At 59.2% G+C, this 16,005-nt stretch carries 6 protein-coding genes; 3 read left to right on the forward strand and 3 right to left on the reverse strand.

From position 1 onward, the window contains the following. Nucleotides 1-9: 9 nt before the first annotated feature. From CPA59_RS07185 to CPA59_RS07195, 3 genes are read right to left on the reverse strand one after another with little or no spacing between them, the layout of a single operon-like run. Nucleotides 10-939 (reverse strand): efflux RND transporter periplasmic adaptor subunit, encoded by a 930-nt coding sequence (locus tag CPA59_RS07185; RefSeq protein WP_049855000.1) that lies wholly within the window; start codon nt 937-939, stop codon nt 10-12. Further along, nucleotides 936-1,655: an ABC transporter ATP-binding protein gene (locus CPA59_RS07190; RefSeq protein WP_038918426.1), complete on the reverse strand. Its 720-nt coding sequence runs from the start codon at nt 1,653-1,655 to the stop codon at nt 936-938. The genes CPA59_RS07185 and CPA59_RS07190 overlap by 4 nt, the downstream gene beginning before the upstream one ends. 9 nt (nt 1,656-1,664) lie before the next feature. Beyond that, complete coding sequence (locus CPA59_RS07195; protein ID WP_049854999.1) at nt 1,665-2,792, reverse strand: ABC transporter permease; 1,128 nt, start codon at nt 2,790-2,792, stop codon at nt 1,665-1,667. Between the two features lie 695 nt (nt 2,793-3,487). Between CPA59_RS07195 and CPA59_RS07200 the strand changes: the two genes are divergently transcribed. The 3 genes from CPA59_RS07200 to CPA59_RS07210 all read left to right on the forward strand — a co-directional run bounded on the left by CPA59_RS07200 (nt 3,488) and on the right by CPA59_RS07210 (nt 16,003). Then, entirely contained in the window at nt 3,488-4,465 is a 978-nt protein-coding gene (locus CPA59_RS07200) for a hypothetical protein (RefSeq protein WP_159077927.1), read from the forward strand. A 147-nt stretch (nt 4,466-4,612) separates the two neighbouring features. Next, a complete protein-coding gene (locus CPA59_RS07205) occupies nt 4,613-11,539 on the forward strand; it encodes a type I polyketide synthase (protein WP_107758961.1) in 6,927 nt (2,308 codons plus the stop codon). Nucleotides 11,540-11,686: 147 nt separating this feature from the next. Further along, nucleotides 11,687-16,003 carry a beta-ketoacyl synthase N-terminal-like domain-containing protein gene (locus CPA59_RS07210; protein WP_107758962.1) on the forward strand — a complete coding sequence of 1,439 codons (4,317 nt, stop codon included), beginning with the start codon at nt 11,687-11,689 and terminating at the stop codon, nt 16,001-16,003. Nucleotides 16,004-16,005 lie beyond the last annotated feature (2 nt).

Genomic DNA, 16,005 nt, shown 5'->3' on the forward strand with positions numbered 1-16,005 from the left:
CTGTGAATATCATGGCGCCGCGGCCGGTGCGGGAGTGCCGACGGGCGGCACCGTGCCCAACGGGTAGATTTTAACCATCACCCGCTGACCGAGTTTGATCTTCGGCGCATCCAGCGACAGCACGCATTCAATCACCCGTGTGTCCTGTTTGGCCGTCGGATCGTCCGTATTTTGTACGCTGGGACCGAAGACTTCGCTAAGCCGCAGCACTTTGGCCTGATAGACCTTTTTCTCGTTGTTTTCCAGCGTTACCTCGGCCAACTGACCGGGGCGTACGTTATCGACAAAGATATCCTCGATTTCCGCGCGCACAATGCGCGGCGCATCCGGCGCCAGCGTGAACAGGCGGGTCACATTGAGCGTGGAGGAACCTTCCCCCGGTTTGGCGTATCGCCGTACGATCTTGCCGTTTTCAGGGGCGAGAACCTTGAACTTGTCCACTTCCAATTGGGCGGACGCCACCTTGGCTTTGGCCGTTTCCAGCGCGGCTTTTTTGCCGGCCAGATCCTCGCGCGCCAGCGACATCTGGTCCTTCAGGTTTTGTTTCGACTGATCGGAAATAACCTGAGTGCCGAGCGGCAGCACCCGGCGGTATTCCCGTTCGGCAATCTCCAGCTTGGTTTTGCTGGTGGCGACATCCTGCGTGGCTTCCTCCTGCGAGGTCAACGACTGCCGCAACGACAGCTCCGCCTCGTTATCATCGATTTGCGCCAGCAACTGCCCTTTTTTTACTTCATCGCCTTCTTCCGCCAGGATCTGCTTGATGATGCCGGCGCGCGGCGCATCAATGCTGATCATGCCGCCTTCGATACTGATGTAGCCTTTGGCGATGGCGACCCAGGGGGCGGACTGTGCTGCCGGCGGCGACGGTTTTTCGGCGTCGCAGGCGCTGAGCGCCAATGCCATGACGAGACTACTGGCCAGGTGGATAACTTTCATGTCAGTGAAACTCCGTGAAGTGAAGAGCCGGAATCATGGGTGATACGGCCATCTTCGATGGTAATAACCCGGTCGGCGTGTTCAATCAGACGGTTATCGTGAGACACCGCCACCACGGTGGAGCCCTGCTGGTGGGCAATGTGGCGCAATGTGTCGATAACAATTTGACCGTTATGCTTGTCGAGCGCGCTGGTGGGCTCATCGGCGAACAGGAACTGGCCGTGCTTGACCAACGCACGGGCAATCGCCACACGCTGCTTTTCCCCGCCGGACAGCTCGGCGGGGTAGAGCGTTTTGCGATTGCTGAGCCCCACGGCATCCAGCGTGGCGGACGCCCGCTCTTTCGCCGCCTGCTGCGAAAGCTGTTCGCCGTAAGTCAGCGGCAGCATCACGTTCTGCAACGCGTTCAGCGCGCCGAACAGATTGAAGCCCTGAAATACGAAGCCGCAATGATGCAACCTGAATTTTTCCAGATCGCGATCGTGATATTGGGTAATGTCCTGCCCGTTGATAAACACCTGCCCTGATTGCGGGCGCAGCAGCCCGGACAGGATCGCCAGCAGCGTACTTTTGCCCGAGCCGGAAGGGCCGATAATCAGGGTCAGTTCACCGGCGGCAATCTGCAAATCCACCTCTTTCACCACGGGTTGGACGACCTTGCCGGTGGTGAAGCTGTGGCTGACGTGTCTGGCGTTTATGGTGATGGTTGTGCTCATCCGCTTGTCTCAACGTAACAGGGTGAAAGGTTCAGCGCGGTTCAACGCCCGCAGCGCCATCAGTCCGGATAAGAGCGTGATGGTCATCACCAGACCGTACAGGAAGATCAGCGCGGGCCACGGCAGCGTAAAAGAGACATACAGCGCCTGGGCGCCGGCCGACAGCGCCAGCGTTATAAGGGTGGTCAGCAACAGCCCGGTCACGCCAATCCAGAACGACTGTTCCAGCACTACCTTGCGCAGCGCGCGAGTGGGGACGCCCATAGCGCGTAAGGTGGCGTATTCGCGCAGTGCGGCGACAATGGCCGCCATCAGGGTCTGGCTGGTGATGACGATGCCGACGACGAAGCCCAGTGTTGAGGAAAACAGAAAGCCGCTGCCCGAACCTGATTCGAAGATCCAGTAGCCGACCGATTGATCGGAAAACTCCTGCGCGGTCCAGACCTGGAAGCGGCGGTTTTCACCGGTTGGCTGCAGTTGGTCGCGTACGCGCTCGGCGTCCGCGGGGTTTCTGATCTTGACCAGAAAATAGTCCAGGTTGTTTTTCAGCAGCGCCGGGTCCAGCGTGCGGGCGGTGTACAGCGAGGTGATGATGTTGACGCCGCCCATTGACCGCATGCCGCTGACCGTACCCGCGACGCGCACCCGCTTGCCGTTCAGTTCGGTATAGTCGCCCACCTTCACGCCCAGTTTGTCGAGATCGCTGATATCCACCAGCAGATTGCCCGGCACCTGCAGCAGTTGTTTCTTTTCCGGCGTCAGCAGGCTGGCGAACGTCATGGCGTTCGGCTGCAGATTTATGCCGATGATAACCGCTGAAATCCTGCCGCCGGCAGGCCGCCGCCAGTCGCCCAGCGTCCACGACAGCCGCTCGACCGCGGTGATCTCCGGATTCATCAGTAAGGTGTTTTCAACTTTTTCTGAAATCGGCCTTGGCAGATCGATGCTTTGCGTATCGGGGAAGCCGACCCAAAGATCGGCGGAAGAACGGTCAATATAGACACTGACTGCGCCGAACATGCCGAGCAACAGTCCCAACTGCACAACCACCAGCAAGCCGGAGAAAGCAACCGCCAGTACCGCGGGCAGAAAGCGCCGCCATTCATGGATGAGAATCGACCGTGCAAGAGAAAGCATCACAGAATCCTTTCTGTCTAAATACAAGAATAAACGCAGAGACGCGCGCGGCTTAGCGCCTGTCGGAGAATCTCTGTCAGAGAATCCGTCAGAGCAATCGATCAGAACAGATCAATCGATCCGAACGCCCTTTATATAGATATGTCAGAATTCATTATTCCAGACAACTTAATTTTCGGTTGTAGTAATTATTTAATAGCACGCTTTCTAGCTATTTAAACCTCATCGACTTTATATAACACACCTATTTGTTATCAATCAATTCAAATATAACTGAATGTAAAGATATTGTAAGCACCCATTGCCTTGTTGTTTCTGTGAATACTCTATCAATTATTCATGAATCTTTTATCAAGGTTTTATCAAGAGTGGCTTGTTATACAATTATCGGTAACATGAGCTGTTTTTTTATATCTTTTTGGATTTTTATTCTATTTTTTGGTTGTTTTTAAATTTTTATGTCCGTATCGGACGGGGTTATCGCCTAAATGGATGATTATTATAATTTTGATAATTTTTGATTCTACTTTCTGGCTGGTTTGAAAAGGTGCTATTGCTGCTGTATACAGTAAGTCATCAAAATTAAATCAATCCAAAACTCAATAACTAAAACAGTGTTTTAAATATTAAAAACGCTCATGATTTTTTCAGTTAATTGATGCCGTTCTGGGATGGTGGTTTTTCTGGAGATGTTTATGGATAGCGTTATGCGACAAGGAATTATTAATTTTAGGTTATCTATTGCTGTCTTTATCCGTGTGGCTATCGAACTGGCAATATTCTTCATTATATTCTTTCTATCCGCAGCCAGTGATGATGCCGATAAAGGAATACACTTTATCCTATTCTGTGTTTTCTTTCCGATGATTGCCGTCTTCTCCATTACCGTTGAGTTGATGCTGGAGGAGATTAGCCGTCTTACCGGTACGGTTCCATCATTGCCGCTGGCGCAAGCCTCCCTGCCTGTAAATAATCGCCCGGCCAGGCTATGGGCCAGGTTGGCTATTGCCGCGGTGATGATTTCTATTCCTGTGATGATAATTTCCTCCGTGATTTATCACACTGTATCTATGCGGTATAAAGCGATTCCGCTGCTGGCGATCGGTAGCCTATTCTGGGGTGTTTTTTTATCGATACTGTTGATCTACAAGACCTTTATTCCAAGGGTGAAACAGTGGTATCAGCAACAGATGCTCGCCGGGAAGCGCAATGAAAATAAGGCGTTTAGCGACGAACACCTGGTGGTGAATTATTTTATTCCCTGGGTGATTATCGCCATGTTAACGGTGGGTTTCATTTCATGGAAATACTATCACCAGCAAACGAATCTGGATGTGGAAACCATTGCCTTCGGCTGTGGGGGAACCGCATGGATAATATCAATATGGATCACGCATATTGCGAAAAAGCAGGCTGTGATTGACACCCGAATAGGGATGTTGCATTTCGACGATGAGGATGAACTGGATGAGTGGTCAATGTACTTCATTCTGCATGCATTCAGCGCCGCGGTGGTGGCGAGCATATTCATTATCGTGAAGTATTTCCCATTTACCATAACCAATATGTTTTCGGTGATAGCGCTTGAAATCGTCGTCGCCGCTATAGCCGCTATTATCGGCGTTATCATAGGGATGCTGCGAGGTAGAACCGAGGTTTTGTCAAAGAAATGAATGGGCGTTGTTTTAGTTTTTGACTTTTTTATGACTGTGGCATCTGAGCATAAACTTCAACTTTGATTAGCAATGGAGCCGGTCGGAATAAGGCGCATGATTTCATGCCGCCCAGGGCTGACCACGCCTTCGTGTAAGAGGGAATATATGTTAGGGAAAGATATATTGAACCTGAATAATGGGTCGAGTGATATTGCGATTGTCGGAATGGCCAGCCATTTCCCCGATGCCGCCAGCCTGCATGATTTTTGGCGCAATATAAATGGGAAAAGGAGTTCCATTACCGATATCGATACCCTGCCGGGAGACGATTATTGGTATAAAGACGATTTTTATCACCCCGACCCTACGCAGGCGGATAAAACCTACGGCTACAAGGCCGGTTTTATTCAGCCGATTGATTTTGACCCGGTGGAATTTAAGATTCCGCCCGCGATTGTCGACTCTATCGGCACCGCGCAGTTATTTGCGCTGTACGTTGCCAAACAGGCGATGGAGGATGCCGGTCTGGTTGGGGACGGCAGCTCGGTTGACCGCGATCGCATCGGCGTGATTCTGGGCGGGAGCGGTAACGGCAATACCTCATTCTCGTTGGCGGCCCGCCAGCAAGCGCCTTATCTGCGCCGCATCATGGTCAAGTCCGGGCTGTCGGAAGCGGTTGCCGATGAGGTGATTAACCGCGTTCACGACCTGTATCTGGAATGGAATGAAGACAGCTTCCCCGGTTTTCTGGGCAATGTGGCCTGCGGTCGTATCGCCAGCTACTTTGATCTCGGCGGCACCTCCTACATGGTGGATGCGGCCTGCGCCAGTAGCCTGGCCGCTATCAAGTCGGCGGTGGGCGAACTGCAATCCGGCAGCTGCGACGCGGTGCTGACCGGCGGCGTCAATCTGGAGAACTCGGCCTTCTCGTTCCTGTGCTTTAGCAAAACCCCCGCGCTCTCCAAAAGCAACCTGTCGCGCCCGTTCGATCAGCAGTCGGATGGCATCATGCTGGGGGACGGCGTCGGGATGCTGGTGCTAAAACGCCTGGAAGATGCCGAACTGAACGGCGATCGGATCTACGCGGTGCTGAAAGCGGTGGAAGCGTCCAGCGACGGCCGGGCGAAAAGCATCTTCGCGCCGCGTTACGAGGGGCAGGTAAAAGCGATTCATCGCGCCTACCAGCGTGCCGGGATCGCGCCGTCGGATATCCAACTGGTGGAGGCGCACGGTACCGGTACGGCGTCTGGCGATAACACCGAACTGAAAAGCCTCGGCGCGGTGTTCGGCGAGATGGCGCTGGCGCCCAAGTCGATCGCGCTTGGCAGCGTTAAGTCGCAAATCGGTCATACCCGCTGCGCAGCGGGCGCGGCGTCGATGATCAAGGTGGCGATGGCGTTATCCCACAAGGTGCTGCCGCCGACCATCAACGTCGAACAGCCGTGTGACGCGGTGGCCGACAAGCACTCGGCCTTCTATGCCAATACCGATGCGCGCCCCTGGCTGCGTCCGGCGAATAATGCCCCGCGTCGCGCCGCATTGAGCGCTTTTGGATTTGGCGGCACCAACTTCCATGCGGTGCTGGAAGAGTATGAGCGCGAGCCGCAGGGGCGCTACCGTCTCAACGACCTGCCCGCCACGCTGCTGTTCCAGGCCGAGACGCCCGATGCGCTGCTGACCGTCTGCCAGGCGGCTGCGGCGCAGGTTGCCGCGTCGTCGCCGGACATCATGTTGTGCGAACACCTCCGACAGCAGGATCCGGAAGCGTTGCCGGCGGCACACGCCAGACTGCTGTTTGTGGTGGAGGATGCCGGACAGGTGGCGTCGTTCCTTGATTCGGCGATCAAACAGCTCTCCCGTCAGCGCGAACAAGGGTGGGAGCATCCGGCCGGTATTTACTATCAGCCGCGCGCGAAGGCGACGGCGGGAACGGTAGTCGCGATGTTTCCGGGGCAGGGCTCCCAGTATGTCAACATGGGGCGCGGCGTGGCCGTGGATTTTCCTGAACTGCGCCAGACGCTGGAAACGCTCGATACCCTGGCGCAGGACGATAACCTGCCCGCGCTCTCTCCGGTTATCTACCCGATTCCGGTATTTAACGATATTGAACGGCAGAAGCAGCAGCAACGCCTGACGGAAACCGCCAACGCCCAGCCGGCTATCGGCGCCATCAGCGCCGGTTACTACAATTTGTTGAAGAATATCGGATTCAAAGCGGATTTCTTCTGCGGTCATAGCTACGGCGAGGTTACCGCGCTGTGGGCCGCCGGCGCATTGTCGGATGATGATTTTTACCGGGTGTCGCTGGCTCGCGGGCAAGCGGCGGCGTTAGCCAGCAAGCCGGGGGATAATCAGGATGCCGGCGCGATGCTGGCCGCGTCGCTCAGCGCCGCCGAGCGTGAAGCCATTCTGGCCGCGTATCCGGATATCGTCATCGCCAACGACAACTCGTCTTCTCAGGTGGTATTTGGCGGCGCCAGCGATCAGATCCGCCAATTGCACCAGCAGTTGGAAGCGAAAAAAGTCCATTGCCGCCTGTTGCAGGTCTCGGCCGCGTTTCATACCCGCTACATCGCCGCCGCGGCAACGCCGTTTCGCCAGAAGCTGGCGGCGGTGAGTTTTCAGGCCCCGCACGGCGCGCTGTATTCCACCGCGCTGGCGCAGGCTTATCCCGATACGCCGGCGGCCATCACCGAGGTGCTGGCTAACCAACTGATTCAGCCGGTGCTGTTCCGCCAGACCATCGAAGCCCTCTATCAGCAAGGCGGGCGGCTGTTTATCGAGATTGGCCCGAAAGGCGTTCTTGGCAAACTGGTGGCGGATATTCTCAAGGATCGGCCGCACAGCGTGGTGTCGCTCAACACCAGCGACAAGGGTGAAGAACGCGTACAGCTGTCCCGGGCGATTGCGCGTCTGGTGGCTGAAGGGCTGCCGCTGACCGCCTTCGATCGCTATGCCCGTCCGGCGCCGCTGCCGTCGCGTAAACGCAGCAGCGTCAGCGTGCGCTTGAACGGCGGCTTTTTCCTGTCGGCGAAAAACCGCGCCCGTCGCCAGAACGCCCTGCGCGATGGCGATACCCGCGTCGTGGATCAGTTCATCGCCCAGCGCGCCGCCGTTGCTACCCCGCCGAAAGCGGATACCCGTCCCAACGCCAATGTCAGTCCCAGTGCCGATGTGTTAAAGACCGAGGTTTTAAAGGCAGACGTTCTAAAAACAGATGTTTTAAAAACAGCGGCTCCCCAAACAGCGGTGCTACCGACCGAGACGTTGAAGACCGGCATCGGCCCGTCGGCAACATCCGTACCCGCCCCCCAGGCGCCTGCTTCAAGGACGCAGGAAACAGGAAAACCATCTTTACCTACCTCAGAGAGAGATACTGTAATGGAAAACAAGGCTCCCTTGACGCACAGTCACGATAACGGCAATTTGCACGGCCTGCTAACTGCCCAGCAGGTGATGAGTCAACTGCATCAGCAATTCCAGACCAACCAGAAGGAGTACATCTCGTTGCTGGAGTCGTTGCTGAACAAGCAGTTCACTTTGCTGGACAAATATCCCGATCACCAGAACCTGCCGCATATGCTGACCAGTCTGGGCCAGAGCGTTCAGTTGCTGAACAAAAATCTGGAGCTGTACCACGCCAATCATGAGCGTTATTTCGCCACCCAGCAGGATCTGTTTGACGTAAACGATAATCACAATGCGGTCTTGCAACCTCGTCGAGCGGTAATTGCCGCGCCAGTATCAGGGAACAACGTCCTGTCCGTCACCGCCGTTCCGGTAACGGCGCCCGCGGTTGCCGCGCCGGTGCCGGCGGCTGTTGTAACGCCGGTTGCACCGGTTGTCGCCAGCGCGCCATCGCTGCCTGCCATCCCCGAGCCGGTGGTGACGGCTAGCCCGGCGCCGGTCGCCGCACCCGCCGCCGCACCGGCTGCGGTTCAGGACAGCGCGCCGATTGTTGCTGCTGCCGCTGCGCCAGCCGCCGCCACTGCGCCAGCCGCTAAGGTACTGACGGCGGAAGAAGAAGAGCAAGTCGCCCGTTTTGAGGCGATCCAGGTGGCAGAGATCACCGCCAAACTGATTGCGATCGTCAGTGACCGCACCGGTTATCCGCAGGACATGATTGACGGTGAGATGGATCTGGAAGCCGATCTGGGCATCGACTCCATCAAGCGTCTGGAAATCTTCGGCGCGATGTTCGATGCCTTCTCCGCTGATGCGGGCGTCTATCACGACGCTTCCAAGAACAAAGATCTGGAAACGCTGGATATCGAAGCCCTCAGCAACATCAATAAAATGTCCGATTTCTTCATGGGCATGATCGCGGAAATTATCGCCGATATTCGCGGCGGCGGAACGCCAGAGGGTGAAAGCGAGTCGGCGCGAGAGTTCTTCGTGGAAGACAACCTGCGTGAATCGGAAGCCAAAGACGGCCGCGATACCGGTTCTGAGGCGACGCTGCGTTCGCTGGGCTTTGTCACCACCACCACGGTGGACAATACGGTAAAAAAGCCGCTAGCTGAATCACGCGCTACTGGTGTGATTCAGCCGACCACAGCTCAATTCGCCGCGTCTACCGTTGACGCCGCGATCGTCGAAACGCCGGTTGCCGACACGTATGGCGTCGGGCGTTATGACGTCGTTCAACAGCCGTTACCGTTGCCGGATCGCCTGCCGCAGGCGTTTGCGACAGCGCGAACCTGGCTGGTTGTCGACGAAGAGGGGCAAACGCCGACGGCGTTATTGCAGCAACTGGCGCAACACGGTCAGCGTACCGTATGGATGACGGTGTCGCCGGCCGCGCCGAAAGGGAAAAAACGCAAGAAAAGCAGCGCCGCGCTGACGCTGGTCCAGCCGGACGAGGCGGCGCTTGACGACGCCATCACCACGCTGGAGGCGCAGCATGGCGCCATTGGCGGCGTGATTTACCTGCAGGCGGCGCGCCCGGCGGTCAAACAGCTGCGGGACGTGTTCCGGCCGCAGGACTACAGCGCCGTCGAGACGCTGTTCCTGCTGGCCCGCCGCCTGCAACCGTCGCTGACTCAGGCCGACAACGGTTATTTTCTGGTGGTGGCGCGCGGGGACGGTGAACTGGGCACCGCACAGCGCCAGATGCTGCCGGTGGTGACCGGCGGCGTTACCGGCCTGACCAAGGCGCTGAATATCGAATGGAAATCGGTATTTTGCCGCACGGTGGATATCGCCGCGTCGCTGGGCGACGAGGCGGTGGCGCGCATCGTCTGCGAAGAGTTGCAGGATAGCAACCAGACGATCGGCGAGGTTGGTCGGCCCGCGGGCGGCGAGCGCATGACGCTGGCATTACGCCCGGCCGCCGCCGCGCTGACGGCGGGCGAAAGCGCGGTGACGGCACAGGATGTGTTCGTCGTCACCGGCGGCGCCAGAGGCATTACCGCCGGCTGCGTGCAGGCGCTGGCGCAGGGCGTACCCGCCACGTTCATTCTGCTGGGCCGAACCGACATCGACGCGCCGCTGCCGGAATGGGCGGTAGGCGCACAGACGCCGGAGGCCAGGAAGGCCGCGGCCATCGCCAGCCTGCAACAGCAGCATGTGCAGCCGACGCCGGTGAAAATCAGCGCCATGTTGAGCGGACTGGAGCACAACGACGAGGTGCGCCGAACGCTGCTGGCTATCGAACAGTGCGGGGCGAAAGCGGTGTACCGCCAGTGCGATATCACCAACAGGGACCAGCTTGCCGCTATTCTCGCCGACATCGCGGCGCAGTATGGCGCCGTGACCGGCATCATTCACGGCGCGGGCAATCTGGCTGATAAACGCATCGAGAAGAAGACGCTGGGCGACTTGCGTTCGGTCTTCGACGTCAAGGTGCGCGGGCTGGAAAACCTGTTGCAGGTGGTGGAACCCGGCCAACTGCGCCAGGTAATCCTGTTCTCGTCGGTGTCGGGGTTCTTCGGCAACGCGGGGCAGACCGACTATGCGCTGGCAAACGAGATCCTCAACAAGTTCAGCTGGCTGCCGCTGGCCGGGAAGCATCGTCCGGTATTGCGCGCCATCAACTGGGGACCGTGGGACGGGGGGATGGTCAACGACACCCTGAAGCGGGCTTACGATGCGCAAAACATGATCATCATCCCGGCGGCGGAAGGGTATCGCCGCTTCCTGGATGAGTTCCGCGATGGCGCGACCCGGCAGGTCGCCATTGGCGGCGCCAGTTACCGGGCGGTGCAGGCGGTCAAGGCGCTGGGGCCGGGGGAAACGGTACAGCGGCATCTGCTGGCGCAGCATAACCCGTTCCTGCTGCACCATGTCATCAACGATAAGCCGGTACTGCCCGCCACGGCGGCGATTGCCTGGATGTCGCACGTCGCCGCGGAACGTTTCCCCGGCTATCGGGTGACCGCGGTGGACGCCTTTTCGGTACTGAAAGGCATCGTGTTTGACGGCAGCCAGCGCGAGGACTGGCAGGTGCAGTGGCAGCCCGCCGCCGGCTATCAGCCGGGCGATGAGGCGCTGGCGCTGGAGATGGTGATTCTCAACGATCACGGCGAGAAACACTATCAGGCGAAACTGACGCTCGGCATCAAGGCGCCGGCTTCGCAACAGCAGCGGGTGACGGTGGATCTGAACCAGCGAACCGGGCTGGAGCAGCCGGTGTACGGCGATATGCGGCAGGGCAGCCTGTTGTTTCACGGCGAAGCGTTCCGCGGCATTCACGAACGGGTAAGCATTGACGATGAAGGCCTGACGCTGTTCTGCCGGCTGCCGGAGGCGACGACCGCCGGGCAATTCGCCACCACGGCGTTCGATTTCTTCGTCCATGACGTCGGCCTGCAACTGCCGTTGATGTGGCTGATGCTGCGTTCCGACAAGGCCGGTTTGCCGTCGGCCATTGGCCGCATTGAACATCTTGCGCCGGTACCGGCCGGTGTGCCGTTCTTTGCCTCGATGCGTATCGTTAAACAAACGCTGTCGTCGTTTATTACCGATATCGTCCTGCATGATGAACAGGGACAGATTTACAGCCGGTTAAGTCAGGTGGAATTTACCGCGTCATCAGCATTAAGGAAATTATTCTGCTATTCGCAGGCCGAGAGCGTCATCGCAAATAAATGACCGTTTAATTAAATCGAGCCAACCGGTTCCTGAATAGATACCCAATAGATTTCGAGTTGCAGCCAAAGCGGCTGCGACTTAAAAGATGAAGGGCATGCGCGAGCATATTCAGGATCCCCCCGGCTGATATTCAGGAGTGATGTTTTCATGGAACCGATAGCCATCGTTGGGCTGGGATGCCTGTTTCCTGGCGCGGATAACCCTATGGCGTACTGGGAAAACCTATGCCGGCAGAAGGATAGCGCCTCGCCTGTGTCCGAACAGGAGTTGGGAACGTCGCCGGATAATTATTATCATCCGGTGCCAGGCACTGCCGATAAGATTAATTACAATCGCAACGGTTATGTCAGGGATTTTATATTTAATTCCGAGGGGTATTATTTATCGCCCGACGAATTGAATTCTCTGGATGCATTATTTAAATGGACCCTGTATGCCGCAGAACAGGCGCTGAGTCATAGCGGGTATCGCCATAATGAAGCACTCCTGAAAAAAACCGGGTTAATTATCGGTAATATCGGCATGCCGACGCATGCGGTAAAACGTTTGATGACGCCTTTTTATCATCAATTGCTGCAGCCCTATATTCAGACGCTGCTCCATCGCCCGGATTTCCGGTTTGACGCTATCTGGCCGCCGGCCGCGTATGATGACGCCAACCTGATCACCGGCGGCCATAACGCCACCGTGGCGGCGCTGGCGCTGGGGCTGGCCGGGCCGAGCTTCGCCCTCGACGCCGCCTGTTCGTCGGCGCTGTACGCCATCAAACTGGCGTCGGATTATCTGGAAAGCGGCAAGGCCGACCTGATGCTGGCCGGGGCGGTGTGCCACGCCGATCACATTTACATCAATCACGGCTTCAACGTGCTGCAGGCGTTCCCCAAACAGGGGATCTCGATTCCGTTCGACCGCGCCTCGGAAGGGCTGAAAGCCGGTGAGGGCGCCGGTATCGTCGCCCTGAAACGTTACCGCGATGCGGTGCGTGATAACGATACCGTCTACGCGGTGATCGAGTCGGTCGGGCTGTCCAATGACGCCGGCGCCAAGCACATGCTGGTGCCGGATATTCAGGGGCAGCGCACCGCGCTGGCGCGCGCCTATCCGGACGGCGATACCCGCATTGACTATCTGGAATGCCATGCCACCGGCACCCCGGTCGGCGATCAGGTAGAGCTGGCGTCGGTGGAAGGGTTCTTCGCCGCCCACGGCGCGCTTCCGCTGATCGGCGCCAACAAGGCCAACAACGGCCACATGCTGACCGCTTCCGGCATGGGCAGCCTGCTGAAGGTGGTGTTGTCCCTTAACCACGGTCAAATCCCCGCGACGCCCGGCGTAACCGAGCTGGTCAACACCCCGGAAGGCAAACTGACGCTGGACCATGTGGTGCGCAGCACCCGCGCGTGGCCCGCCACCGGCAGGCCGAAGCGTGCCGGCATCAACGCCTTTGGCTTCGGCGGGGTCAATGCCCATCTGGTGGTGAGCGAAGACCACGCCGGGTTGCGCGCCCGGCATGCCGCGTCATCCCCGACGGCGCAGGTCCAGCAACCGCTGGCGTTGGTCGGCATCGGCGTACACCTGGCGCATACCCAGCAGAACGAACGACTGGCGCAGGCGCTAAAGCAGGGCCAGCAGTTCTTTACCGACCTGCCGCGCACCCGCTGGATCGGCATGGAACAGCGGCCGGACGTGCTGGCACAGCGCGGGGTGTCTCAGCCGCCGCAGGGCGCTTATATCGAACGTTTCGACTTTGACTGTAAACACTTCAAGCTGCCGCCGAATGTGGTTGGCCCGCACCTGTTGTCGCATCTGTTTCTGCTGCCGGTGGCCGAGCGCGCCTTTCTGGACGCCGGTTATACGTTGGACGGCAGCCGCCGCAATATCGCGGTGATCGTCGCCGGCGGCGTGGACTACGGCTGTCTGCGCTATCAGGCGCGCAATGAAATCGGCTGGCAACTGGCGCAAAGCCTGCAACGTTGCGGCATCGAGCTGTCTGGCGATGATCAGGCCGCGCTGGAAAGCATCGTGCGCGACGGGCTGTTTCCGGCGCCGTACCCGGAAGGGATTACCGGCGGCATCGGCAATATCGTGGCGTCGCGGCTGGCCGCTCACCTGCGGCTTAACGGGCCGACCTTCTCGTTGTACAGCGAGGAGAGCGCGCCGTTCAAAGCCATCGAACTGGCGCAGTTCATGCTGGCGCGCCAGCAGGTGGACGCGGTGCTGATCGCCAGCTGTAGCTTTGCCGGCGGCGTGGAAAATGTCCTGTGGGACCACCAATCGTTGCAGGCCAATCAGGATGTGGGCGACGGCGGCGGCGTTGTCGTACTCAAACGCGAGCAGGATGCGCTGCGCGACGACACCGCGATTTACGCGCTGGTGGACGGCCTGGCGATCGCCCATGCGCCGAACCGTTCGCTGCCGTTCAAGCCTGCGGCACAGACGCTGGCGGAAAACATGACCGCCGCGCTGGCCGCGGCCGGATGCGACGCGCATCAGGTGGCGTATGTGGAAGCGTACGCCGGCGCCCGCCCCGGCGAGCTGGAGGCCGAGTGCGCGGCGCTGCGTCAGGCTTACCGCACCGAAGATCGTGCCACGCCGCTGACGCTGGGCACGCTGAAAGCGCATTACGGGCATTTGTCCGCCGCCAGCGGGCTGTTGGGGATCATCAAAGCCGCGTTGCAGCTGTCGCAGGCATACCTGCCGGGGGTGCCGGACTTCACGCTGGCCGAGCCGCTGCGCGCCGCCGCCTCTGGGTCAGGGCTACAGGTACCGCGACAAGGGGCTGACTGGCCGACGTCGGCGCAGGGACCGCGTCGGGCGGCCATCAGCCACATCGGCGTCGATCGCGCTTACAGTCATCTGATTCTGCGGGAGCCGACCCAGGGGCGGCGGGCCAGCGCCGGCCATATTGCGTCGCCGGCCAGCGTATCGCTGAATGTGAGCGTCTTTACCGGCCGCGATAAGACGGTGGAAGAGATTGTACTGAGCGAGGCGGCGATCGCTCGTTTTGCCGCGCTGGCGGATAACGCGCCGGTTACCCGGCTGCCGCCCGTCGCGCTGAGCGTCACCTCGCGGGTGCCGCACGACACCGCGCACCAGTGGCGTCACGCTTACACCCAACTGCGTTATCTGACGCTGGAAAACACCTTTCACCGGCTGATCGCCCGCCAGTTGGGCGTCGAGCTGGCGCCGTCCGCGCCGGTGCGCCCGCGCCCGGTGCTGGATTATCAACAGCTGCTGGAACTGACCGACGGCAGCATCGCCCGTGTGCTGGGCGAGGCATATCAGGAAGCGGACAGCTACCCGATCCGCACCCGTATGCCGTCGCCGCCTTACCTGTTCGTGTCGCGCATTACCGCGCTGTCGGCGCAAAAGGACCGGTTGGAGCCGGGCTTTATCGAGTGGGAATACGATATTCCCCCCGATGCCTGGTACGTGGTGGACGGCAAGGCCCCGGCGTTTATGTCGCTGGAGTCGTCTCACGCCATGATCGTGGCGTTTACCGTCATCGGCTGCGACATGATGTTCAAGGGGCAACTGTGCTACCGCGCGGTGGACAGCCAGACCACGGTCTACAGCGAGATGCCCGTCGCGGGCGAAACCCTGCGCGGCCGCGTCAACATCACCTCGGTGGTGAAAGCGGGCGGGGTGGTGCTGATCGGTTACGAGTATTTCTGCTACGTCGATGACCGGCTGGTGTTCAAGCTGGTAGCCAACTCCGGTTTCTTCAGCGCCCGCGACATGGCGCGCGCCAAGCATCTGGATACCGCCGCCTACTTCCGCGAGACGATCCCGTCCACGCGGTTTACGCCGCCGCTGCGCTGCGACAAGACCGCGCTGTCGGACCGCGAGGTGTCGGCGCTGTTGCAGGGCGACGTCGCCGCCTGTTTCGGCGCGGCCTACGCCCGGCCGGGAATCGGCCACATCTGCAACCCGCATACCCGCATGCTGGACCGGGTGGTGTCGATGTCACGCGACGGCGGCGCATTCGGGCTGGGCGAGATGCTGGGCGAGGTGGATATCGACCCGGATCACTTTGTGTTCAAAGCACACTTCAAGAATGACCCGGTCATGCCCGGCACCTTCCTGGTGGAAGGGTGCGAGCAGATGGTCAAGGTGTTCCTGCACTATCTGGGGCTTAACTCGCAGCCGCACCTGACGCCGCGCACGCTGTGCGACCACCACTACAGCGCCCGATTCCGCGGTGAAGTGAAGTGCGAGCGCGACGTACTGCGCTACCGGCTGACCTGCAAATCCGTCAACGCCCGCTACGCGGCGGATGGACACACGCTGGAAGACATCGCGCTGACGTTCATTGTGGAAATGCTGTATCGCGGCAATGTCATCGGGCTGTGCGACAACCTCGGCGCCGGATTCAGCCGTGACGCGTCGGACGCCGCCGCCACCCACCCTCACACCACGCCGCTTCAGGTTGACGCGGCCGAACCGATAAGCCAGGGAAGCTGACT

This window comes from Dickeya sp. Secpp 1600, from assembly GCF_003049805.1.
GTDB lineage: Bacteria > Pseudomonadota > Gammaproteobacteria > Enterobacterales > Enterobacteriaceae > Dickeya > Dickeya fangzhongdai.